The following is a 23,518-nucleotide window of genomic DNA, read 5'->3' on the forward strand; positions in this document are numbered from 1 at the left end:
GTGCTCGGCACCAGCATCGGGCTGACCGGGCTGCTCACCAAGGACGCCTCTGGCGCTACCGGCCTGCCGCCGGCGCTGGGTTGGGCGAGGATGACTCTCTGCCTGGCAGGCGCCCTGGCTGTCGCACTCCTCTCCCCCGGGGCGCCCGCGCGGCCGTGGAACTGTCCGAGGACTACGAGGGCGTACGGGTGTGCGTCGGCAACCAGGAGGTGGTGGACCGCTCCGGGCTGGTGATCATCGCCGTACGCCGCCAGGACCGGCATGAGGCCCTGGCCGGCGTATGCGGGTGCTGGAGTCACTGCGTACGGCCGACGGCGTTGAGGCGATCATGGCGGTATGCGCGCGGGTGGTGCAGGAGCTCGTCGAGGACGCCGGGAGACGGCCCTGACCACCGAGGGAAGCGACGAGTCCACGCCAGGCGGTATGCGCGAACTAGCCCAATTCGGGGTAATGGCCCTGCTGGTACGGGCTCAGCTGGGAGATGGCGAGCTGACCCGAGCCCCGGCAGATCAGGCAGACGCGTTCCCTGCGGCATTCGCGACAGTTGGTCCGTCCGTGGGCCTGGTCGGGCACCCAGCCGCGTCCGCCGCATCCGGGGCATCCGGGGCACTCGCCCAGGCCGTCGCACTCGTAGCACAGCACGTATCCGGGCGCGACAGTCTCGGGCGTGCGTACCGGCTCCGGCCACTGGAACTCCTCCGGCGCGCGCAGGGCCAGCATCGGCGTCTGCCCGCTGAACATCACGGCGGACGTGTGGTGGCCTACACGGATTTCGATGCTGCTGCCGTCATGGCGGCCAGTGACCACGTTCCAGCGCTTCGCGCCGTCGTTCTCCTCCGACGCCGCGACTTCCCAGCCTGCCGAGCCGAGCCGGGCGGGCGCGCGGGACGCGAGGTCGGCGGCGCCGACGTTCGCCGGACGCTCCCCGCGGAACAGGGCCGAGTAGTGGTGGCGCAGCGGCTCGTGCCAGTCGGCGACCGTCGGCTCGTCGAGGAACAGCAGGCCGAGGTCGCTGCCGGGGGTCAGGTCGGTGATCAGTTCGACCATTTGCGCGCGCAGGGCTCGGCCCAGCCGGTCCAACTCCACGCGTGCGCCCGGTATATCGCCCATTGCAACCCCCGTTCTTGCCGGGCGCAATCACCACCCGAGCACCGGCATCCGAACCGCCGAACTGAGCACCGCGTCCCACCGGACGGACCCGTCGGTTCCAGCCCCGGCGCCAGTCATGCCGCAAGGGTGCTCAGCAGAGCTCAGCTACGCCACTCGACGGGGCGCCATCCATTTTCCGTTGCCTCGTGCGCCTGGTGATGCTGGAGTGAGCGGATGGATCAGGACACAGTGCTGGCGGTATTCGATCGCGAGATGCGGCAGGGCATCCGGGCCGATGGGCCCGGAGCCCGGGTAGAGCGGGTGGGCGGCGTCGTACGCCATGTCGGCGCAGACGCCGACGGCTGGAACGGGGTCGTCTGGTCGGAGCTGGACGAGGCCACGGCGGACGCCGCGGTCGCGGAACAGGTGGAGTACTTCACCTCGCTCGGGCGCGGGTTCGAGTGGAAGTTGTACGGGTACGACCGGCCGGCCGACCTACCCGGACGGCTGCGGGCAGCGGGTTTCGTCCCCGAGCCGGAGGAGACGCTGATGGTCGCCGACATCGAAGACCTGCCCACGAGCGTCGAGCTGCCCGAGGGCGTTCGCCTGCTCCCGGTGACCGACGCTGCCGGGGTCGAGCTCGCGGTGGCCGCGCAGGAGCGGGCGTTCGGCGAGGCGCGGCCGTACCACCGGCAGTTGTTGCTCGGCCAGTTGACCGCTGGCTTGCCTCCCGCGGTCGTCGCCATGGCCGGTGACGTTCCGGTGAGCGCGGCGCGGATGGAACTGCACCCGGGGACGTCCTTCGCGAGCCTGTGGGGCGGGGGCACCGTGCCGGAGTGGCGCGGCCGGGGCGTCTACCGGGCCCTGGTCGCCTTCCGCACCCGCATCGCCGCCGAACACGGCTACCGCTACCTCCAGGTCGACGCGTCCGACCAGAGCCGTCCGATCCTGCGGCGGCTCGGGTTCGTGCCGCTGGCCACCACCACCCCGTACGTACACACGCTCGGCTGACCTCACCCGGAACGCGGCATCGACCGACGGGATTCAGCGCCGCTCGGATCCACGAGCGGCAGCACGCCCCACAACACACAACACGGTCAAAACCAACTGAACGAAGCACTACTAGGCTGCCGCCCATGCGACCCCTCATGATCAACAAGCCCGAGAATGCCCGCGAGTCCAGAGTCCTGGACGCCCACGCGGTGCTGGCCGACCCCGAACTGGCCGCCGACTTCCCCGAGTCGGCGTATCGGATACTCGCCGACCTGGTCGCCGAGGGCGCGCCGCTCGGCTGGGTGGACCCGCCCGGGCGCGACGAGGTGGCCGAACTCGTCGAGCGAGTACTGGCCGCCGCCACGTCCGGCGACGGGGCACTGCGGGCCGCCTACGCCGGGCGGACCCTGATCGGCCTGGGCTACTGGCTGCGCTACAGCCGCCCGACCCATCGCCCGCACGCCGATCTGGAGAAGCTCGCGGTGGCCGGCACCGCCCACGGCCGCGGCACCGGCCGGGCGCTGACCGCCGCGCTGATCGACGACGCCCGGCAGGCCGGCGTCGAGGTGCTCACCCTGGACGCCCGGGCCGACAACGCGCACGCCCTGCGCCTGTACCGGTCGCTGGGCTTCCGGGAGTACGGCCGGCTCCCCGGCTTCGTCGCGATCGGCGAGCGCCGCTGGGACAAGGTCTTCTACATGCTCGACTTCCGCGTGGAGCCGACCGGCCCGGAGGCGTCCCGCTGAGCGGGCGACGCGGAGCCCCGGCGCCCCGTCGTACACGGTGCGCCAGGGCCCGGGGCCGGACGGCGCTCAGCGGCGGGCGGTGACGTTCCGCTCGAAGGAGGCGAAGGCCGCCTCCTGCCGCCACTCGACGGCCGCCTTGGGGCTGGACGCGAGCAGGTGCCGGCAGGTGGGACCGGGGGTTCCGCTGCCGGGGAGCTGTCCGCGGCAGGCGGCGACCGGGTGGTAGCCGGACCGTGTCGGGTTGCCCTGCCACAGACTGCGGCCGGAGAGGAAGGAGTACTGGAGGGAGGCGCGGGCCAGGTCCTTCAGCTCGCCGTAGCCGAGGTGGTACGTGGTGGCGGCGTACTGGTACTCGTGGCTGATGTCGATGCGGGAGATGCCGGGGTCATCGGTGGCCAGCACGATCGGCACCCCGTAGGCGCGGTAGGTCGAGAAGGGGTGCTCGGCGCCCTTCACCCCGAGGATCTGGGCGTTGCTGGTGAACGGGACCTCGACGGCCACCTGGCGGGCGGCCATGGTCCGCGCCAACTGCCGCCAGTCGTCCTCGTGGACGAGGTCCACGCCGTGACCGATGCGTTCGGCGTGGGCGACGTCGACGGCCTCGTTGATGTGGAACTTCAGGTCCGCCGGCTTGGCCAGGCCCGGCCACAGCTCACCGGCGTGCAGGGTGATGTGGGCGCGCGGATAGGTGCGGTGCAGGTAGTCGAGCATCCGCATCTGGAGGCTGTAGTCGCGCAGGGCGCTTTCGCCGTCCTCGGGCTGGACCAAGTTGACCGCGGTGAACCGCGGGTCCTGCTCGGCCAGCCGCAGTCCGACCTCCATCTGCGTGAAGACCCGCTCGGGGGTGCTGCCCCGGGAGACCTGGGAGTTCCACCGCACCGTCAGCCGACACCCGGGCGCGGGGTGGGACGTGCCGCAGCGGGAGGTCTTGCGGAACTCGGCGTCCGCGTCGTCCGCTTCCTTGCGGGCGGTGGCCACCAGGCGGTCCAGCTTGCCGTCGGCGACCAGCTCCTGGTGCATGCGGGCGGCGTCGCCGTGCCAACCGATCGCGTCGGCAACCTTCTTGGCTTCCTCGGAGGCGGGGGTGACCAGCGTCTCCAGGTAGAACTGGTTCTGCCCGACGATGTCGTCGGCGACCCTCGACAGCAGCTTGCCGCGGTGGCGCCAGGTCACCTCGCCGAACTTGCCGAAGGTGTCGAAGAAGTGGTCGTGCCCCGACTCGCCCGCCGGGAAGTCCTCCATGGACCAGGCGCGCACCAGGGCGTCATGGAAGGCCCGGTCGGTCCGGGCGTCCGCCGCCGGCCGCTTGCCCGGTCCGCACGGCGGCGGAACCGCCGTCATCGTCTTCTCGTCGACGCACAGTCCGTCCTCGGCGGCGAGGGTGATCAGGTACTCGGTCGGTACCGCGCCGGAGAGGTGGTTGTGCAGGTCGCCGCCCTTCGGCAGCTGCCGGAAGAAGCCGCGCAGCCGCGCCGGATCCTGGCGGACGGACTCCAGGTAGGCGGCGGTGCGCGCCTCGGCCGTGGTCAGCGGCCGGGCGGAAGGCGACGAGGGGAGGGGGGCGTTGGGCGACTGTGCGGCCGCGGGCAGTGCGGACATCAACGGCAGGATGCTGAGGGCGGCCAGACCGGTCCGGAGAACCCGGCGACGGTGCGTGGCACGACGGTGATCACGATTCACGTTCGCATCGTCACCGTCCGACAAGGTTCTGGCCAGGCACTTTTCGGCAATTCCGGCGGACAGCGGCGTCCGGCGCCGCGCGGGGACGCCGGTGACGTCGGCCGCCGACCTGCGCCGACGCTCAGTCGGTGCCGGTCCGGGCCGCCTTGAGGTTGGCCTTCTTCACCTTGTTCCCACAGGTCGCCATGGAGCACCAGCGCCGTCGTCGGCCGCGGCTGGTGTCCACGAACAGCCCGTCGCAGGTGGGCTGTTCGCAGCGCTTGATGACGCCGTCGCCGGTGCCGAGGGTGGCGACGGCGTCCAGCGCGACGACCGCGAGCGCGGCGCGCGCCGGGTCGGTCTCCGGCAGCCGCCACCGCGCCCGCCCGCCGGTGAGGACGAGCCGGGCCCGGTGCCGTGCGGTCCAGCGGTTGAGCAGCTCCTCGTCCGCCGGGTCGGGCACCTCGTCGGCGGCGACCGCCGTGCCGGCCCGGTGGATGGCCTCGCGCAGCGCCTGGGCGTCGCGCAGCAGGGCCTCGGACACCGGCAGGTCCGGGCCGCCGAGTCCGTTGAGGGCGAGCCAGGTACGGAGGTGTTCCGGTGTGGCGATCCGTTCCACCGGGTTGCCGCGTCGCTCGCTGAGGGTGGCGACGAAGCGGAACGCGAGGATCTCGTTGCCGAGCCGGAAGTCCTCGGGGCCGGGCCGGGCAGCGGCCGGGGACGAGGGGCTTCGGACAGCAGGTGAACCGGTCATGGTGGTTCATGGTACGCGCTCCGCCAGCCCGGCAGCCAGCGCTTGACAGTCCTCAGACGAACCGCTTTAAGTGGTTCACGAGAACCGGTTTAAACGGTTCTATACGAGAGCATGGAAAGGACAGGCATGAGCGCTGCGACCCTCCGGCCGCTGGCCGGTTTCGGCACCGTCACCGGCGTCCCCTGGCTACCGGACGGCTTCACGGACGTCTTCGAGAGCAGCCTCGTGCAGGTCGGCGGGGTCGGGCTGCACACCGTGCAGGGCGGCGCCGGAGCGCCCCTCCTGCTCGTCGGCGGCTGGCCGCAGAACTGGTACGTGTGGCGCTTCGTGATGCCGCGCCTGGCGGAACGCTTCCGCGTGATCGCGGTCGACCCGCGCGGCGTGGGACGCTCCGACAAACCCCACGACGGATACGACAGCGGCACCGTGGCCGCCGAACTCCGCGCGCTGATGCGGCAGTTGGGCCACGAACGGTTCGCCATGGTCGGCCACGACATCGGCATGTGGCTCGGTTACGCCCTCGCCGCGGACCACCCCGACGCGGTCGCACGCCTCGCCCTGCTCGACGCCACCCTCCCCGGCCTCGCGCCCGACCTCCCACTCTTCGGCTCCGAGGCACAGAACGACCTGCTGTGGCACTTCGCCTTCAACCGCAAGCGGTCGATCAACGAGCTGCTCGTCCGCGGCCGCGAACACCTCTACTACGGCGACCAGTTCCGCCTGAAGGCCGCGCGTCCGCTGCCGGAGTCCGCCGTCGACTTCTACGTCGAAACGCTCGCCCGCGACCCCGAGGCGCTGCGCGCCAGCTTCGACTACTACCGGGCCACCGACGAGAACATCGCCCAGAACGGCCGGCGCCGGCAGCATCCGCTCCCCATGCCGGTCCTCAGCGTCGCCGGCGCCCGCGGACAGGGCGACCGCCTCGCCGCTCTCCTCCGCCCGGTCACCGAACGGTTCGCCGGCGTCGTACTGCCCGACTGCGGGCACTACGTTCCCGAGGAGCACCCCGACGCCCTCCTCGATCACCTCCTCCCGTTCCTCGACCGCTGAACGGCGAAGGGGCGGCAACCGATCCGGATCGGATCGGTTGCCGCCCCACGGGCGCTCGGCCTGCCGGGGTCGCGTCCCGACAGGCTGCCGGGATCAGACCAACGGCGCCGGGTAGGTCGGGTACTCCACCCCGGAGACGTACTGGACGACGCGGATGACCTGGCAGGAGTAGCCGAACTCGTTGTCGTACCAGAGGTAGAGGATCGCGTTGTCGCCGTCGACCTTGGTGGCGCCGGCGTCGACGATCGACGCGTGACGCGAGCCGATGAAGTCGTTGGAGACCGCGTCGGGGGCGCTGGTGAAGTCGATCTGGCGCTTGAGCGGCGAGGTCAGCGACACGTCACGGAGGTAGTCGAGGACCTCCTCGCGGGTGGTCTCGCGCGCCAGCTGGAGGTTGAGGATGGCGATCGAGACGTCCGGCACCGGGACCCGGATCGAGCTGCCGGTGATCTTCGCCTTGAGGTCGGGCAGCGCCTTGGCGACGGCGGACGCGGCACCGGTCTCGGTGATGACCATGTTGAGCGGCGCCGAACGGCCACGGCGGTCCGACTTGTGGTAATTGTCCAGCAGGTTCTGGTCGTTGGTGAACGAGTGGACGGTCTCCACGTGGCCGCGCAGGACGCCGTACTCGTCCTCCATCGCCTTCAGCGGCGGGACGATCGCGTTGGTGGTGCAGGAGGCGCAGGACAGGATCTGCTCGTCCGGCTTGATCATGTCGTGGTTGACGCCGTGCACGATGTTGGGCACGTCGCCCTTGCCCGGGGCGGTCAGGACGACCTTGTCGACGCCGGGGCGCAGGTGGTTCGACAGGCCCTCGCGGTCGCGCCACTTGCCGGTGTTGTCGATCAGGATGGCGTTCTTGATGCCGTACGCCGTGTAGTCGATCTCGGACGGGTCGTTGGCGTAGATCATCTTGATCGCGTTGCCGTTGGCGATGATCGTGCTGTTCGCCTCGTCGACGGTGATCGTGCCCTGGAACTGGCCGTGGATGGAGTCCCGACGCAGCAGCGAGGCGCGCTTGACGAGGTCCTCGGCGGCCCGGCCACCGCCGCCGCGGACGACGATGGCGCGCAGGCGCAGGCCGTTGCCGGAGCCGGCCTTCTCGATGAGGAGGCGGGCCACGAGGCGGCCGATGCGGCCGAAGCCGTAGAGGACGACGTCGCGCCCCTCGCGGCACTCGATCTTGTTGGCGCCCGTGGCGCCGGCGACGGCCTCGGCGGTGAAGTCCGCCACCGACAGACCGCGGTCGTCGGACCGGTAGGTTGCGGCCAGCATGCCGATGTCGATCTGAGAGGGGCCGAGGTCGAGCGCGGTGAGCGCCTGGAGGAACGGCAGCGTCTCGGTGACCGACAGCTCCTCACCTGCGATCTGCCGGGCGAACCGATGCGTCTTGAGGATGCTGACCACCGACTTGTTCACCAAGGAACGGCTGTGGAGGAGGACGGTGACGTCCCGCTCCCGGTGCAGCTTCCCGATGATCGGGATCATCGACTCCGCGATCTCCTCGCGGTTCTTCCAGTTGGTGAACGAGTCGTCGTTGACAGTCACAGGCTTATCTCTCGATCGAGCTAGGCGGTGCTCATATGCTAACCCCACGCCAGTTCGACCCTTCCAAGGGGTGCCCCCTGAGGAAAGCGCCCGCCGGATGAACGCTCCGCGCGCTCGGAGTGAACCCGTCGCGTCCCCTCCCTTGACAGCTCCCCCGCCCGCGGCCGACGATCCCCGGGTGAACCTGTCAGACAGCCAGACAGCTGGCGACATACCCACCACCCCCGTCCCCCGCCGCGTGACTGCGATGGAGGCCGTGCTGAGCCATCTGCGCGGGGCCATCGAGCGGGGCGACTACGCCGTCGGGGACAAGCTCCCCTCCGAAGCCGAGCTGTGCCGCCGTCTCGAAGTCAGCCGGCCGGTGCTCCGCGAGGCGCTCCGCGCGCTCCAGACGATGGGGCTCACCGTCTCCCGCACGGGCAAGGGCACCTTCGTCGTCTCGGACGGCGCGGTGGCCGATCCGACCTTCGGCGACTACGCGGCCAGTGACCTGCTGGAGGTCCGTCGCCACGTCGAGGTCCCGGTCGCCGGGTACGCGGCGGTGCGCCGGACGCCGGAGGACCTCGACCACCTGCACCACCTGCTGGAGCGGATGGAGCGGGAGACCGACACCACCGCCTGGGTCGCCATGGACACGCTCTTCCACCTGACGGTCGCCCAGGCCGCCCGGAACCCGGTCTTCCGGCGGGTGATCGAGGAGATCCGGGACGCCCTGGCCCGTCAGTCGGCGTTCCTCAACGACGTCGGCGGGCGCCGCGAGCAGGCGAACCGGGAGCACCGGGCCATCGTGGAGGCCATCGTCGACAGCTCCGAGCACGACGCGGTCGAAGCGATGAAGCACCACCTCGCACGGGTCGAGTCGACGCTGTCCACCATCGTCGGGCCGGCGCACCGTGCGGCCCCCACCACGGACGGCGCCGAAGGCGAGGAGCGCGGATGAACGAGCCATCGGTACGCGAGACGGATCCATCGGGCGCGGAGCGGCGGCCCCCTACGGGCGGCGGGCACGTGGACGCCGGCGACGCCGGCTACCGCAAGTCGCTCACCTCCCGGCACATCAACATGATCGCCATCGGCGGCGCCATCGGGACCGGCCTGTTCCTGGGGGCGGGCGGCCGGCTCGCCACCGCGGGACCGTCGCTGGCCCTGGCGTACGCGCTGTGCGGCGTCGTCGCCTTCCTCGTCGTCCGGGCCCTGGGCGAACTGGTGCTGTACCGGCCGTCGTCCGGCGCGTTCGTCTCCTACGCCCGGGAGTTCCTCGGCGAGAAGGGGGCGTTCGTCGCGGGCTGGATGTACTTCCTGAACTGGGCGACCACCGGGATCGCCGACATCACCGCGGTGGCGACCTACACGCACTACTGGGGCATGTTCGCCGACGTCCCGCAGTGGGTGATCGCGCTGATCGCGCTGGCGGTGGTGCTCACGGTGAACCTGATCTCGGTGAGGATCTTCGGTGAGCTGGAGTTCTGGTTCGCGATCGTCAAGGTCGGCGCGCTCACCCTGTTCATGCTGATCGGCATCTACCTGCTCGCCACCCACCACCCGGTGGACGGCCACTCCCCCGGGCCCTCGCTGATCATCGACAACGGCGGGATCTTCCCGACCGGTTCGCTGGCGATGCTGCTGGTCATCCAGGGGGTGGTCTTCGCCTACGCCTCGGTGGAACTGGTCGGGGTCACGGCCGGCGAGACCGCCGAGCCGGCGAAGGTGGTGCCCCGGGCGATCAACTCGATCATGTGGCGGGTGGCGCTGTTCTACGTGGGCACGGTGGTGCTGCTGACCATGCTGCTGCCCTGGAACGCGTACTCGTCGGGCGAGAGCCCCTTCGTCACCGTGCTCTCCCGGCTCGGGGTTCCGGCCGCGGGCGGGGTGATGAACCTCGTCGTGCTCACCGCCGCGATGTCCAGCCTCAACTCCGGTCTCTACTCCACCGGGCGCATCCTGCGCTCGATGGCGCTGTCCGGGTCCGCGCCGCGGTTCACCGGCGTGATGAGCCGCAGCCAGGTGCCGTACGGCGGGATCCTGCTCACCTCGGGCTTCTGCGTGCTGGGCGTGGGGCTCAACTACCTCGTGCCGAGCCAGGCGTTCGAGATCGTGCTGAACTTCGCGGCGATCGGCATCCTCAGCACCTGGGCCATGATCATGATCTGTCATCTGTTGTTCTGGCGGAAGGCCCGGGCGGGGCAGCTGATCCGCCCCGGCTACCGGCTGCCCGGTTCCCCGTGGACCGAGCTGGTGACGCTGGTCTTCCTCGCCCTGGTGCTGGTGCTGATGTGGGCCGACGGCGGCGCCGGTCGGACCACTGTGCTGTCGTTGCCGGTGATCGCGGCCGCGCTGGTCGGCGGCTGGTTCCTGGTCCGCCGCCGGGTCGCCGCGCTCCAGCGCGGGGCCGAGCCCGGGAGTGGCGCATGAGCAGGTGGTACGGCACCAGCGCTGACACGGCCGGCGGCACGGTTTCCGGCGGCGCCGCCGCGGGGCGGGCCGCGGGTGATCCGCCGCCCGTCCGCACCCCGCACCACGTCCCGGTCGCCCACGTCGTCCGCGACGGTCTCGTCGAGGGCGTCCACCACGGTTCGGTGGTGGTGCTGGGGGCGGACGGCACCGTGGCGTACCAACAGGGCGACGCCGAGGCCGCGTTCTACCCCCGTTCGGCGCTCAAACCGCTCCAGGCGGTCGGCCTGCTGCGGGCCGGGCTGCCGCCGCTGGACGACGCGGCGCTGGCCCTGGTCGCGGCCAGTCACTCCGGCGAGGAGCGTCACCTGGCGACCGCCCGGCGCATCCTGCACGACGCCGGCCTGACCGAGGACGACCTGCGCAACGTTCCCGACCTGCCCTACGGGACCGCCGAGCGGAACGCCTGGCTGGCCCGCGGTCTGGGCCCCAGTCGGCTCGCCCAGAACTGCTCCGGGAAGCACGCCGCCATGCTGGCAACGGCGCGCAGCCGCGGCTGGCGGCTGGACACCTACCTCGATCCCGGGCATCCGCTCCAGTGGGAGCTGGCCGCGACCGTGGAGGAACTCACCGGGCAGGGCATCGCGCGGGTCACCGTCGACGGCTGCGGCGCACCGCTGTTCGCGGTGTCGCTGCTCGGTCTGACCCGGGCCGCGGCCCGGCTGGCCACGGCCGCCCCGGACACCGACGAAGGCCGGGTCGCGCACGCCGTGCGCAGCCACCCGGAGATGGTCTCCGGCCACGACCGCGATGTCGCCCGGCTGGTCCGGGCGCTGCCCGGGCTGTTGGCCAAGGACGGTTTCGAGGGCGTGCAGATCGCGGCGCTGCCGGACGGCCGGGCGGTCGGCGTGAAGATCGCCGACGGCGCGGACCGCGCCCGGATGCCGGTGACGGCCGCGGCGCTGGCCCGCTGCGGCGTGCCCGCCCCGGTGCTCGCCCCCTTCGCCACCGCCCCCGTCCTGGGCGGCGGTACGGAGGTCGGTTTCCTCGCGGCGATCGATCCGCCGCCCGGCCACCCCTACGACGACCATCCCCGTCCACGGCAGCCGGCCGCGTGACACACCCCCTCCCCCTCACCCCTCATCCCACCGCACGAAGGAACCTCCCGTCATGACGTCCGGCCACCGCCGCGAACACGACCTGCTCGGCGACCGCGAGATACCCGCCGACGCCTACTGGGGCGTGCACACCCTGCGCGCCTCGGAGAACTTCCCCATCACCGGCACCTCGATCTCCGGCTACCCGCATCTGATCGACGCGCTGGCCGCCGTCAAGGAGGCCGCCGCCCGCGCCAACGCCGAGCTCGGACTGCTCGCCCCGGAGCAGGCCGACGCGATCGCCGCCGTCTGCCGGGAGATCCGCGACGGGCGACTGCACGACCAGTTCATCGTCGACGTGATCCAGGGCGGCGCCGGAACGTCGACCAACATGAACGCCAACGAGGTGATCGCCAACCGCGCGCTGGAGCTGCTGGGCCGCACCAAGGGCGACTACGCCCACCTGCACCCCAACGAGCACGTCAACCTCAGCCAGTCCACCAACGACGTCTACCCGACGGCCGTCAAGGTCGCCACGGTGAGCGCGGTGCGGGAACTCCTGGCCGCGATGACCGTGCTGCGCGAGGCGTTCGCCGCCAAGGCCGAGGAGTTCCGGGACGTCCTCAAGATGGGCCGCACCCAGCTCCAGGACGCGGTGCCGATGACGCTGGGCCAGGAGTTCTCGGCGTACGCGGTGATGCTGGAGGAGGACCAGAGCCGGCTGGCCGAGGCGGTCGCCCTCATCCACGAGATCAACCTCGGGGCCACCGCCATCGGGACCGGCCTCAACGCGCCGAAGGGCTACGCCGAGGTGGCCCGCCGGCATCTGGCGGAGATCACCGGGCTGCCGCTGGTGACCGCGGCCAACCTCGTGGAGGCCACCCAGGACTGCGGGGCGTTCGTCCACCTGTCCGGCGTCCTCAAGCGGATCGCGGTCAAGCTCTCCAAGAGCTGCAACGATCTGCGGCTGCTCTCCTCCGGCCCGCGGGCCGGGCTCGCGGAGATCAACCTGCCGCCGGTGCAGGCCGGTTCGAGCATCATGCCGGGGAAGGTCAACCCGGTGATCCCGGAGGTGGTCAACCAGGTCGCCTTCGAGGTGATCGGCAACGACGTCACCATCACCATGGCCGCGGAGGCCGGGCAGCTCCAGCTCAACGCCTTCGAACCGATCATCCTGCACTCCCTGTCGGAGAGCATCACGCACCTGGGAGCGGCCTGCCGCACCCTCGCGGAGCGCTGTGTCGCCGGTATCACCGCCAACACGGAGACCCTGCGGGCGAGCGTGCAGAACTCCATCGGTCTGGTCACCGCCCTCAACCCGCACATCGGCTACACCGCGGCGACCGCGATCGCCAAGGAAGCCCTCGCCACCGGGCGCGGGGTCGCCGAACTGGTGCTGGAGCGGGGGCTGTTGCCCGAGGACCGGCTCGCCGCGCTGCTCCGCCCGGAGGAGATCGCCGGGGCGAGCGGCACCCTGTCCTGATCCGGCCGGGGCCGGGGCGGCCGCCCGTCGCCCCGGTTCCCCGTCGGAAGCCCGGCCCGCGTCCGTCGCGGGCCGGGCTTCGGCGTGCTGGCGGGGGAAGCTGTGGCGCGGCGGCCGCACGGCGTACCGTCCTGGTCAAGGCGGCTCGCACGATCCCCGCGCGGGCCGCGGACCGGACACGACGGGAGAAGGCTCCGATGCGTATCGCGCTGTGCCAGATGACCTCTTCGACCGAACCGAAGGAGAACCTCGCGCAGGTCGCGGACCTGGTGCGCCGGGCCGCCGCCGAGGGCGCGCGGCTGGCGGTGCTGCCGGAGGCGGCGATGGTGCGCTTCGGGGTGCCGCTCGGGTTGGTCGCCGAACCGCTGGACGGGCCGTGGGCCGAGGGGGTGCGGGCGGTGGCCCGGGAGACCGGGGTGACCGTGGTGGCGGGGATGTTCACCCCGGCGCCGGACGGCCGGGTGGCCAACACCCTGCTGGCCACCGGCCCCGGAGTGGAGGAGTCCTACGACAAGATCCACCTCTATGACGCCTTCGGCTTCCGCGAGTCGGACACCGTCGCGTCCGGCGAGCGGGTGGTGACGATCGACGTGGACGGCGTCCGGGTGGGCCTGGCGACCTGCTACGACCTGCGGTTCCCGGAGTTGTTCCGGGCCCACGCGGATGCCGGGGCGACGGTGTCGGTGCTGCCCGCGTCGTGGGGTGCCGGGCCGGGCAAGCGGGAGCAGTGGGACCTGCTGGTGCGGGCCCGGGCGCTGGACGCGACGGTGTGGCTGGCGGCGGTGGACCAGGCGGCGCCGGACCAGGACGTCGATCCGGAGGCGCCCACCAAGGCGCCGACCGGTGTGGGGCACAGCGCGCTGGTCGGCCCGGACGGGACGGTGCGGGCGCGGCTGGGCGGGGCGCCGGGGCTGCTGCTGGGCGAGGTGGACCCGGCGGAGGCCGAGCGGGTCCGGCGGGCGGTGGCCGTGCTGGACAACCGGCGGCTGTAGGGCCTGTCCGACCCTGATCCACCGGACAGGCCCCAGGCGGGCCGCGCGGGCCCCGGTCGGAGGGATCCGGCCGGGGCCCCTGCCCTTCAACTGACCAGTGGTTCCTCGGTGGTTGACGGGACGTCACGCAGGCCGAGGCGGAGGTGCTCGACGTGGTAGAGGGCCTGGTCGAGGAGTTCCGCGACGTGGTGGTCGTAGAGGGCGTAGACGATCGAGCGGCCGTTGCGTTCGCCGGTGACCAGGCCGAGGTTGCGCAGCAGGCGGAGTTGGTGGGAGCAGGCGGACTGTTCCATGCCGACGGCGGCGGCGAGGTCCCCCACTGAGCAGGGCCCCTCCTGGAGACGGGCGAGGATGCGCAGCCGGGAGGGGGTGGAGAGGGCCTGGAGGGTGGCGGCGACGTCCGCGGCCCCTACGGCGTCCAGGCGTTCGCGGGTGGTGGCGCTGCTCTTGTCATCAATTCCGTGGCCCATGGGAGCCATCCTAAGGATCCCGGTCACCAGAATGAATGAAGAGTTGTTCATCCATTCCTGTACGGTGATGGCGTCGCCCGTTCCTGCCCGCGAAGGGTCGTTCCGTCATGCCTGCAACCACCGCCCTGCAACCGCCACCACCGGTCACGGCCACCCCCCGGACCGCCCCGCGGCGCACCCGCGTATGGGCACTGGCCGAGGCCCGCTGGGCGGCCCTGGCCACCCTCGCGTTCCTGGTCGCGCTGCCGCTCCAGCTCACCGGCGCCCCCGCCTGGTCCTGGGGCCCGCTGTACGCCCTCGCCTACGCGACGGGCGGCTGGGAGCCGGCCTGGGCCGGGCTCCGGGCACTGACGGAGCGGACCCTCGACGTCGACCTGCTGATGATCGTCGCGGCGCTCGGGGCGGCGGCGATCGGCCAGGTCATGGACGGTGCGCTGCTGATCGTCATCTTCGCCACCTCCGGCGCCCTGGAGGCGCTGGCTACCGCCCGGACCCAGGACTCGGTGCGCGGGCTGCTGGACCTCGCGCCCGCGACGGCGACCCGGCTGACCGGCGACGACGGCGAGGAGACGGTGGCCATCGCCGATCTGGTGGTGGGCGACACGATCCTGGTGCGGCCCGGCGAGCGGATCGGCGCGGACGGCCGGGTACTGGCGGGGGCCAGTGAGGTCGATCAGGCCACCATCACCGGTGAGCCGCTGCCGGCGCTCAAGGAGCCCGGCGACGAGGTGTTCGCCGGCACCCTGAACGGCCTGGGCGCGCTGCGGGTCCGGGTCGAGCGGGACGCCGGGGATTCGGTCCTCGCGCGGATCGTGGCGATGGTCGCGGAGGCGTCCGAGACCAAGGCGCCGACCCAGCTGTTCATCGAGAAGGTCGAGCAGCGGTACTCGGTGGGCCTGGTGGCCGTCACCCTGGCGGTGTTCGCCGTTCCGCTGCTGCTGGGGGCGGAGTTGACCGGTGCGCTGCTGCGGGCGATGACGTTCATGATCGTCGCCTCGCCGTGCGCGGTGGTGCTGGCGACCATGCCGCCGCTGCTGTCGGCCATCGCCAACGCCGGGCGGCACGGGGTCCTGGTCAAGTCGGCCGTGGTCATGGAGCGGCTCGGGCAGGTGGACGCGGTCGCGCTGGACAAGACCGGAACGCTGACCGAGGGCACGCCCCGGGTGACCGCGATCCGACCGCTGCCCGGTGCCGGACTGTCCCAGGACGCGCTGCTGACCTGCGCGGCCGCCGCCGAGCATCCGAGCGAGCACCCGCTGGCCCGGGCGATCGTACGGGCCGCCCGCGACCGTGACGGCGCGCTTCCCGGCGCCGAGGACTTCACCGCCACGCCCGGCACCGGCGTCCGCGCCCGGGTCGGCGGTGTCCTGGTCGAGGTCGGGGCGCCGGCCCGACTGCTGGTGGGCGGCGGGCCGGTGGACGGTGAAGTCCTGGCGCTGGTAAGTGAGTTGGAGGAATCGGGACACACCGCGGTGCTGGTGGTGCGGGACGGCGCCCCGGCCGGAGTGCTGGGGATCACCGACCGGCTGCGGCCGGACGCGGTGGCGACCGTGGGCGCGCTGCGGACCCTGACCGGGCGGGCGCCGATGCTGGTCACCGGCGACAATCCGCTGGCCGCCGCCCGGCTCGCCAAGGAGGCCGGGATCGACGACGTCCGGGCCGGGCTGCTGCCGCAGGACAAGGTCACCGCCGTCCGGGAGCAGGAGCGGGCCGGACGGAAGGTGCTGGTGGTGGGCGACGGCGTGAACGACGCCCCGGCGCTGGCCGCCGCGCACACCGGTGTCGCGATGGGGCGGGCCGGGTCGGATCTGGCGTTGGAGACCGCGGACGCGGTGATCGTGCGGGACGAGTTGGCCACCGTGCCGGCGGTGGTGACGCTCTCCCGGGCGGCGCGGAAGCTGGTGGTACAGAACCTGGTGATCGCGTCGGTATTCATCTCGGGGCTGGTGGTCTGGGATCTGGTCGGTGAACTACCGCTACCGCTCGGCGTGTTGGGGCACGAGGGGTCGACGGTCATCGTGGGCCTCAACGGGCTGCGGCTGCTGCGCGAGGCGGCGTGGCGGCGGGCCGCCGGCCGGGCCGGGTGACGGACGGCGGCCCGGCCGGGGCGCTCAGCGCTCAGCGTCGTCCTTGATCATGTCGGCGCACTTCTCGCCGATCATCATCGTGGTGATGCACGGGTTGACGGTGACCAGTTCCGGCATCACCGAGCCGTCGGCGACCCGCAGGCCCTGGACGCCCTTGACCCGCAGGCGGGCGTCCAGTGGGGCCAGCGGGTCGTCGTCGGCGCCCATCTTCACCGTGGAGGACGGGTGGTAGACGGTGTTGTGGGTGGTGCGGATGTAGTCCAGGAGTTCGTCGTCGGTGGTGACGTCGGGGCCGGGGGCGAGTTCGGCGCCGGCCCAGGCGGCGAGGGCCGGTTGGGCGGCGATCTCCCGGGCGAGGCGGAGGCCGTGGGTCATCACCCGGACGTCGTGGTCGTGGGTGAAGTAGCGGGGGTCCACCTTCGGCTTGTCGCGGAAGTCGCGGGTGCGCAGGCGGACCGTGCCGCGGGAGCGGGCCCGGGTGACGTTCGGGGTGAGGCAGAAGGCGTTCTCGGACGTCGGGTAGCCGTGCCGGGCGGTGTTCATGTCGAACGGCACCTGGCCGTAGTGGAACATCAAGTCCGGCCGGTCCAGGCCCGGTTCGGTGTCGTAGAAGACGCCGATCTCCCACCACTGGCTGGAGGTGGTGACCATCGGCCGCTCGGCCTGCCACATGATCACGCCCTCGGGGTGGTCCTGGAGGTTCTCGCCGACGCCCGGCGAGTGGACCACGACCTCGATGCCGGTCGCGCGCAGGTGCTCGGCGGGTCCGATGCCGGAGAGCATCAGCAGTTTGGGGGTGTCGATCGAGCCGCAGGAGACGATCACCTCGCGGCGGGCGGTCACCGTGCGGGTGTGGATCAGGTCGGGGTCGAGGTAGGCGGCGCCGGTGCAGCGGCGGGCGGCGTCGATCAGCAGGTGCCGGGCGCGGACTCCGGTGCGGACCTCCAGGTTGGGGCGCTTGCCGAGGATCGGGTGGAGGTAGGCGACGGAGGAGGACTGGCGGGTGTTGTCCTCGTCGGAGTTGATCTGGAACCAGTTGGCGCCGCGCAGCACGGTGGTGCCGGTGTTGAACGGGGTGGTGGGGATGCCCCGTTCGGCGCAGGCGGCCAGCAGGGCGGTGCCGCAGGGGTCCGCGCCCTTAAGGGTGCGCAGGGTGACCGGGCCGGACCGGCCGTGGTGAGCGCCGGGCGCGTCGTTGCTCTCCAGGCGCCGGTAGAGCGGGAAGCAGTCGGCCGCGGTCCAGCCGGTACAGCCGTTCTCCGCCCAGGAGTTGAGGTCTTCGGCGGGGGCCCAGAAGGCGATGCAGGAGTTGTGCGAGGAGCAGCCGCCGAGCACCTTGGCGCGGGCGTGCCGCATCATGCTGTTGCCGTTCTCCTGGGGTTCGACGGGGTAGTCCCAGTCGTAACCGGATTCCAGCAGGCCCATCCAGCGGTCCAGCCGCAGGACGTTGTCGTCGCCGACGTCGGAGGGGCCGGCCTCCAGTACGCAGACGGTGACGGACGGGTCCTCGCTGAGCCGGGCGGCCACGACGTTCCCCGCGGTGCCGCCGCCGACGATGACGTAGTCGAACTCTCCACCGGTCGCTTCGCCGGACGCTTCGTCGGACGCTTCGTCGAACTCTTCGTGGGACATGGGGAGGTGTCCTCCTTACGGACGTACGGATCCGTAGGCGGGCGGATCCGGGACCGGGCGGATCAGTCGTGTGCCGGGACGGTGACCGGGGTGTCGGTGCCGGCGGGGGTGGCCGGCCGGGCCGCGTGGTCGGCGAGGACGCCGGTGCGGTGGCGCTGGACGCACCAGTAGTAGGCGAAGCCGCCGACCGCGACGAGGCCGACGAAGAGCACCGCGCCCCAGCGCAGGTACCAGTGGTGCGGCGGGGCGGCGTTGTAGACGGCGTCGCGCGGCCAGGCCAGGTTGACGATCATGGCGGCGCCCCAGAGCACGGCGACGACGTTGACCGGCAGCCCCCAGCGGCCCAGGCTGAATCGGCCGCCGCCGGCCGGCCGCCACCGGCCGCGCACCCTGGCGACCAGCATGGGCGCGGTGACCAGCAGATACGCCGCGTAGATCATGATGATGCCGATGCTGGTGACGACCGAGAAGATCTGCGGCTGGCGGATGTTGAGGATCAGGACGGCCAGTGAGAGCACCCCGATGATCACCGCGGGCAGGACCGGGGTGCGGAAGCGCGGACTGACCCGGGCGAGTCGCGCGGCGAAGGGGAGGTTGGTGTCGCGGGCCATCGCGAAGGTGAGCCGGATGGCGGCGGTGTGCACGGCCAGCGCGCAGACCGTGACCGCGATCAGGACGCACCAGAGCATCGCCTTGCCGCCGGTGTCGCCGAGCACGTCCAGGACCACGTACTGGAGCCCGTCGGTGGTCAGCCCCTTGCCGTTCAGGCTGCTGACGCTCATCAGCGCGAGCAGCAGGATCAGCCCGCCGAGCACGAACGAGGCGACCAGGGCGCGGAGGATGGCGCGCGGGGCGTTGCGCGAGGGATCCAGGGATTCCTCGCCGAGTGAGGCCGCGGTGTCGAAGCCGTACATGACGTAGGCGGAGGCGAGCGAGGCGGTGAGGAAGGCACCGAAGTAGCCGAGGTGCTGGCCGGCTCCGGTGTGGTGGGTCTGGAGGAGCACGTCCGGGCCGCGCACGACGTGCACCGCGAACAGCACGATGAGGACGACGGTGGCGATCAGCTCGATGAAGACGCCGGCGGTGTTGATCCGGGCCATCAGCTTCACGCCGAAGGCGTTGACCAGGGTGGTGAAGAGGATCAGTACGGCGGCCAGCAGCACCGCGTTGGTCGCGGTGTCGTAGGTGCCGGTGCCGTCGCCGACGAACTGGAAGGCGGCCGATATTTGAGGGAGCGTCAGCTGATAGGCGAGGGCGACCGCGGCCAGCGAGACGATGGAGGCGACCAGCATCATCCAGCCGGCCAGCCAGCCGATGTGCGGATTGCCGAGCTTCTTCGCCCAGTTGTAGACCGAGCCGGCGACCGGGTGGCGGGCGGCCAGTTCGGCGAAGGAGAGGGCGACCATCAGCTGGCCGACGAAGACCATCGGCCAGGACCACCAGTAGGCGGGGCCGCCGTGTCCGTAGCCGAAGTAGAAGAGTTGGAAGGTGCCGGTCAGGATGGAGATATAGCTGATGCCGGCGGCGAAGGTGTGGAAATTGCCGAGGGAGCGTTGGAGTTCGGGGCGGTAGCCGAATTCGGCCAGGCCGGTGTCGTCCTCCGGTGGGGCGTCGTCGGGTGCGGTCAAGGGCCGTCCTCCTCAGTCGAACCAATTGAGCGCCGTGGGCGCGGTGTTGCGCCAGACGTGCTTGGTCTCGCGGTACTCCGCTAGCCCACCGGGGCCCAGTTCCCGCCCCGTGCCCGATTGCTTGTAGCCGCCCCACTCCGCCTGCGGGAGGTAGGGGTGGAAGTCGTTGATCCAGACGGTACCCAGGCGGAGCCGCGCGGCAACCCGGGCGGCCCGCGCCTGGTCGGTGGTCCACACCGCGCCGGCCAGGCCGTAGACGGTGTCGTTGGCGAGCCGTACCGCCTCGTCCTCGGTGCGGAAGCGCTCGACGGTGAGGACCGGACCGAAGGACTCCGTACGGACGACGGACATCGCGCCGTGGCACTCGTCCAGGACGGTCGGCAGGTAGTAGAAGCCGTCGGCGAGCCGGGGGTCGTCGGGGCGTTGCCCGCCGCAGCGGAGGACCGCGCCCTCGGCGAGTCCGGCGGCGACGTACGCCTCGACCTTGGCGCGGTGCGCGGCCGAGATCAGCGGGCCGGTGCGGGCCCGCTCGTCGAAGGGGCCGCCGAGCCGGATGCCGCGGGCGCGGCGCACCACCTCGGCCACGAACCGGTCGTGCAGCCCGTCCTCGACCAGCAGGCGGGCGCCGGCCGAGCAGACCTGGCCGGAGTGCAGGAAGACGGCGGTCAGCGCGTAGTCGACGGCGGTGTCGAAGTCGGCGTCGGCGAAGACGATGTTGGGGTTCTTGCCGCCGAGTTCGAGGGCGACGCGTTTGACGGTGCCGGCCGCCGCGGCCATGATCCGGCGGCCGGTGTGCAGCCCGCCGGTGAACGAGACCAGGTCGACGTCCGGGTGGTCGGCGAGCGGGGCGCCGGCTTCCGGGCCGGCGCCCAGCACCAGGTTGGCCACGCCGTCCGGCAGCCCGGCCTCCTGGAGCAGCCGCATCAGGGCGAGCGCGGTGTGCGGGGTGAGTTCGCTGGGTTTGAGGACGAAGGTGTTGCCGGCAGCGAGGGCCGGGGCGACCTTCCAGGCGGTCTGGAGGAGCGGGTAGTTCCAGGGGGTGATCAGGGCGCAGACGCCGATCGGCTCGTGCACGATCCGGCTGTCGATGGCCGGATCGCCGGCGTCCACCACCCGGCCGTCGTCGGCGCCCGCCAGCCGCCCGAAGTAGCGGAAGCAGGCGGCCACGTCGTCGATGTCCGCCTCGCTCTCCACCAGGCGTTTGCCGGTGTCGAGGGATTCCGCGCGGGCCAGCGCCGCCCGGTCCCGGTCGAGGAGGGCGGCGACCCGCAGCAGCAGGTCGCCGCGCCGGGCCCCGGGGGTGTGCGGCCAGGGGCCCTCGTCGAAGGCGCGGCGGGCCGCGGCGACGGCCTCCAGGGTGTCCTTGCCGCCGCCCTCGTCGACGACGGCGACCAGGCTGCCGTCGGCGGGGCAGCGGATCTCCCGGGTGCGTTCGTGCCGTGCGGACCGCCAGTGCCCGCCGATGAACAGGTCAGCCACGTCCGCCCGCCAACTGCGCGGTGACCCACGCGTGGAACGCACCGATGTGGTGCTCGCTGGGCACCAGGACGCCGCCGGCGCGGTAGGCGCGGGAGTCCATGGCCGGCTGAGTGCGCTCGCAGGCGTCGAAGTCCTGGGTGTTGACGCGGTGGAAGAGTTCGACGGACTTGGCGGTGTCGGCGCCGGACTCGACGACCTCGGGAAGGTACAGCCAGTCGCACTCGACCAGGGTGCGGTCGGCGGCGAGCGGGAACATCCGGTGCAGGATGACGTGGTCGGGGACGAGGTTGACGAAGACCTGCGGGCGGACGGTCACCGCGTAGTACCGCCGGTCCTGACTGTCGTCGATGCCGGGCAGCCGGTCGAAGCCGGCGCTGCCGTCCACGGTGAAGCCACGGGCCTCGTCGGCGAACTCCGCGCCGTGCCCCACGTAGTACTGGGCGGCGAAACCGTCCGCGAACTCCGGGAGGACGTCGGTGAGTTCGGGGTGGATGGTGGCGCAGTGGTAGCACTCCATGAAGTTCTCGACGATCAGCTTCCAGTTGGCCCGCACGTCGTAGCTGATGCGGCGGCCCAGGGCCAGGGTCTGGGTGCGGTAGCGGTCGATGGCCGCGGCGTCGCCCAGCCGCTCGACGGCCGCGCCGATCACGGTGTCCTCGAAGGACGGCGGGTCGTCGGCCAGGCAGACCCAGGCGTAGCCGAGCCATTCCCGCAGCGGGACGGTGACCAGACCGCGTTCGGTGCGGTCGATGTCCGGCATCTTCTGGAGGTTGGGGGCGGCGACCAGGCGGCCGTCGAGGTCGTAGGTCCAGGCGTGGTAGGGGCACTGGAGGTTGCGGCGGACCTCGCCGGACTCCTCGGTGCACAGTTGCGCGCCGCGGTGCCGGCAGATGTTGAGGAAGGCGCGGAGTTCGCCGGCGCGGTTGCGGGTGATCAGGACGCTCTCCCGGCCGACCCGGACGGTGCGGAAGGCGCCGGGCCGGGCGAGGTCGGCGCTGCGGACGGCGCAGAACCACAGCCGTTCGAAGATCGCCTCCTGCTCCTGCCGGAAGACGTCCGGGTCGGTGTAGGCGCGGCCGGGGAGGGTGGGGATCAGGCTGGGGGCGGCGGGGGCGGGGGCCGTCGGTTGCACATCGGCGGATGTGGTCGTCATGGCTGCTCTCCTCAGGCGACCGGGGTGGCGGGCCGGCTAGGGGTCTCCCCGGCGAAGCGACGGGAAGGGGCGAACAGGTCGATGGGGTGCGCGGTGGTGCCGGTGAGCGCGAGGTCGGCGACGATCTCGCCGACGACGGGGACGAACTTGAAGCCGTGGCCGGAGAAGCCGCAGGCGACCGTGACAGTGTCCGGGTGCGCCGGATGCCGGGTGATCACGAAATTTTCGTCGGGGGTGTTGGAGTACATGCAGGTGGCGGCCTTCAGGAAGCGGCCGGGGAGGGCGGGGATGCGGGGGCCGAGCTGGTCGGCCATGGCGCGCACCTCGTGGTCGTACACGGTGCGGTCGATGGTCTCGGGGGTGCAGGTGGTGCCCTTGCGGAAGAAGGCGACCTTGGCGCCGCCGTCGGGGCCGTCGATGGCGGGGAAGCCGTAGATCTGGACGCCCTGGGCGTCCTCCCAGATGTAGATGGGGTGATGTGTGGGGACGAAGGGGGCGGTGCCGCCGTCGGGGGCGAACCAGTACATGATCTGTCGCTCGATGGTGACCGGCACGCCGAGGTCGGCGAGCAGTTGGGGCGCCCAGGCGCCGGGGCAGATCACCAACTGGCCGGCGGTGTAGGTGTTCTCGTGGGTGTGTACGCGGACCCCGGCACCGCCGGGCAGTTCCTCCCAGCGGGTCACCGGCTCCTCGAAGTGCAGGTCGGCGCCGTCCTGGGTGGCCCGTTGGACGTGGGCGGCGACGGTGTTCTCCGGGCGGACGAATCCGGCGCGCGCCTCGTAGAGGGCCACCTCGTCGGGGGCGGGGGTGAGGGTGGGGAAGCGGCGGCGGACCTCCTGGGCGTCGAGCATCTCGTGCGGGAGGTCCCACTGCCTGGCGGAGGCCAGGCTGCCGTGGACGGTGCGGCTGTCGGGGCGGCCGATCATCACGCCGCCGCAGAGGGTGGCGATCTGCCGGCCGGTGTCGCGCTCCAACTTGTCGTAGAGCTCGTAGGAGCGCAGCAGCAGCGGGACGTAGGCGGGGTCCTCGAAGTAGGACTGGCGGGTGATCCGGGAACCGCCGTGGCTGGATCCTCGGTTATGGACCGGGCCGAACTTCTCCAGGCCCAGGACCCGGGCGCCACGGGCGGCGAGGTGGTGGGCGGCGGCGCTGCCCATCCCGCCGAGGCCGAGGACGATGACGTCGTAGGTGGGAGCCATTCGGTCGCTCCTTCGTCGTGCGGACGGGTGCGGAAGGGGCGCGCCGGCCGGCGCTGGTACGCGGGGTG

19 protein-coding genes are annotated in these 23,518 nt (G+C 71.9%); 9 read left to right on the forward strand and 10 right to left on the reverse strand.

What is annotated here, in order from left to right:
- Positions 1 to 432: 432 nt before the first annotated feature.
- The gene (locus tag ACFVT2_RS08865; protein WP_390013981.1) at positions 433 to 1,110 is read right to left on the reverse strand and encodes a hypothetical protein; all 678 of its coding nucleotides are present in this window, start codon (positions 1,108 to 1,110) and stop codon (positions 433 to 435) included.
- A gap of 213 nt (positions 1,111 to 1,323) precedes the next feature.
- On the opposite strand from ACFVT2_RS08865, the gene ACFVT2_RS08870 reads away from it, so the two are divergent.
- Both ACFVT2_RS08870 and ACFVT2_RS08875 read left to right on the forward strand, forming a co-directional pair.
- Positions 1,324 to 2,100 carry a GNAT family N-acetyltransferase gene (locus ACFVT2_RS08870; protein WP_390013984.1) on the forward strand — a complete coding sequence of 259 codons (777 nt, stop codon included), beginning with the start codon at positions 1,324 to 1,326 and terminating at the stop codon, positions 2,098 to 2,100.
- Positions 2,101 to 2,225: 125 nt separating this feature from the next.
- On the forward strand, positions 2,226 to 2,828 hold the full coding sequence (locus ACFVT2_RS08875) for a GNAT family N-acetyltransferase (protein WP_390013986.1): 603 nt from the start codon (positions 2,226 to 2,228) through the stop codon (positions 2,826 to 2,828).
- A 66-nt stretch (positions 2,829 to 2,894) separates the two neighbouring features.
- Here ACFVT2_RS08875 and ACFVT2_RS08880 read toward each other — a convergent pair whose 3' ends face one another.
- A complete protein-coding gene (locus ACFVT2_RS08880) occupies positions 2,895 to 4,427 on the reverse strand; it encodes an adenosine deaminase (RefSeq protein WP_390013989.1) in 1,533 nt (510 codons plus the stop codon).
- Between the two features lie 202 nt (positions 4,428 to 4,629).
- Positions 4,630 to 5,241, reverse strand: a complete 612-nt coding sequence (locus tag ACFVT2_RS08885) for a CGNR zinc finger domain-containing protein (protein ID WP_390013992.1) — start codon at positions 5,239 to 5,241, stop codon at positions 4,630 to 4,632.
- A gap of 126 nt (positions 5,242 to 5,367) precedes the next feature.
- Between ACFVT2_RS08885 and ACFVT2_RS08890 the strand changes: the two genes are divergently transcribed.
- Positions 5,368 to 6,291: an alpha/beta fold hydrolase gene (locus ACFVT2_RS08890; RefSeq protein WP_390013995.1), complete on the forward strand. Its 924-nt coding sequence runs from the start codon at positions 5,368 to 5,370 to the stop codon at positions 6,289 to 6,291.
- A 93-nt stretch (positions 6,292 to 6,384) separates the two neighbouring features.
- Here the strand turns inward: ACFVT2_RS08890 and ACFVT2_RS08895 are convergent, their stop codons facing one another.
- Positions 6,385 to 7,839 (reverse strand): glyceraldehyde-3-phosphate dehydrogenase, encoded by a 1,455-nt coding sequence (locus ACFVT2_RS08895; RefSeq protein ID WP_390013997.1) that lies wholly within the window; start codon positions 7,837 to 7,839, stop codon positions 6,385 to 6,387.
- A 178-nt stretch (positions 7,840 to 8,017) separates the two neighbouring features.
- Between ACFVT2_RS08895 and ACFVT2_RS08900 the strand changes: the two genes are divergently transcribed.
- The 5 genes from ACFVT2_RS08900 (at position 8,018) to ACFVT2_RS08920 (ending at position 13,802) form a co-directional block, all read left to right on the forward strand.
- Positions 8,018 to 8,779 carry a FadR/GntR family transcriptional regulator gene (locus ACFVT2_RS08900; RefSeq protein WP_390014000.1) on the forward strand — a complete coding sequence of 254 codons (762 nt, stop codon included), beginning with the start codon at positions 8,018 to 8,020 and terminating at the stop codon, positions 8,777 to 8,779.
- A complete protein-coding gene (locus ACFVT2_RS08905; RefSeq protein ID WP_390014003.1) occupies positions 8,776 to 10,251 on the forward strand; it encodes an amino acid permease in 1,476 nt (491 codons plus the stop codon). The genes ACFVT2_RS08900 and ACFVT2_RS08905 overlap by 4 nt, the downstream gene beginning before the upstream one ends.
- Positions 10,248 to 11,348 carry an asparaginase gene (locus tag ACFVT2_RS08910; RefSeq protein ID WP_390014006.1) on the forward strand — a complete coding sequence of 367 codons (1,101 nt, stop codon included), beginning with the start codon at positions 10,248 to 10,250 and terminating at the stop codon, positions 11,346 to 11,348. Before ACFVT2_RS08905 ends, ACFVT2_RS08910 begins: the two co-directional genes overlap by 4 nt.
- A 52-nt stretch (positions 11,349 to 11,400) precedes the next feature.
- The gene (gene aspA, locus ACFVT2_RS08915; protein ID WP_390014009.1) at positions 11,401 to 12,810 is read left to right on the forward strand and encodes an aspartate ammonia-lyase; all 1,410 of its coding nucleotides are present in this window, start codon (positions 11,401 to 11,403) and stop codon (positions 12,808 to 12,810) included.
- Positions 12,811 to 13,007: 197 nt separating this feature from the next.
- On the forward strand, positions 13,008 to 13,802 hold the full coding sequence (locus ACFVT2_RS08920) for a carbon-nitrogen hydrolase family protein (RefSeq protein WP_390014012.1): 795 nt from the start codon (positions 13,008 to 13,010) through the stop codon (positions 13,800 to 13,802).
- Between the two features lie 86 nt (positions 13,803 to 13,888).
- Here ACFVT2_RS08920 and ACFVT2_RS08925 read toward each other — a convergent pair whose 3' ends face one another.
- A complete protein-coding gene (locus tag ACFVT2_RS08925; protein ID WP_390014015.1) occupies positions 13,889 to 14,272 on the reverse strand; it encodes an ArsR/SmtB family transcription factor in 384 nt (127 codons plus the stop codon).
- A 107-nt stretch (positions 14,273 to 14,379) separates the two neighbouring features.
- Here ACFVT2_RS08925 and ACFVT2_RS08930 point away from each other — a divergent pair, with 107 nt between their 5' ends.
- Positions 14,380 to 16,359, forward strand: coding sequence for a heavy metal translocating P-type ATPase (locus ACFVT2_RS08930; protein WP_390014018.1), 1,980 nt, complete (start codon positions 14,380 to 14,382; stop codon positions 16,357 to 16,359).
- A 24-nt stretch (positions 16,360 to 16,383) separates the two neighbouring features.
- Here ACFVT2_RS08930 and ACFVT2_RS08935 read toward each other — a convergent pair whose 3' ends face one another.
- The 5 genes from ACFVT2_RS08935 to solA form a co-directional block, all read right to left on the reverse strand.
- Positions 16,384 to 17,991, reverse strand: coding sequence for a GMC family oxidoreductase (locus tag ACFVT2_RS08935; RefSeq protein WP_390014021.1), 1,608 nt, complete (start codon positions 17,989 to 17,991; stop codon positions 16,384 to 16,386).
- Positions 17,992 to 18,053: 62 nt separating this feature from the next.
- Positions 18,054 to 19,619 (reverse strand): APC family permease, encoded by a 1,566-nt coding sequence (locus ACFVT2_RS08940; RefSeq protein ID WP_390014023.1) that lies wholly within the window; start codon positions 19,617 to 19,619, stop codon positions 18,054 to 18,056.
- Positions 19,620 to 19,631: 12 nt separating this feature from the next.
- Entirely contained in the window at positions 19,632 to 21,098 is a 1,467-nt protein-coding gene (locus tag ACFVT2_RS08945; RefSeq protein ID WP_390014026.1) for an aldehyde dehydrogenase family protein, read from the reverse strand.
- Entirely contained in the window at positions 21,091 to 22,251 is a 1,161-nt protein-coding gene (locus ACFVT2_RS08950) for an aromatic ring-hydroxylating dioxygenase subunit alpha (protein WP_390014029.1), read from the reverse strand. Before ACFVT2_RS08950 ends, ACFVT2_RS08945 begins: the two co-directional genes overlap by 8 nt.
- Positions 22,252 to 22,262: 11 nt before the next feature.
- On the reverse strand, positions 22,263 to 23,450 hold the full coding sequence (gene solA / locus ACFVT2_RS08955; protein ID WP_390014035.1) for an N-methyl-L-tryptophan oxidase: 1,188 nt from the start codon (positions 23,448 to 23,450) through the stop codon (positions 22,263 to 22,265).
- Between the last annotated feature and the right edge of the window lie 68 nt (positions 23,451 to 23,518).

The sequence above is a fragment of the Streptomyces sp. NPDC058000 genome (genome assembly GCF_042886435.1).
Lineage (GTDB): Bacteria > Actinomycetota > Actinomycetes > Streptomycetales > Streptomycetaceae > Streptomyces.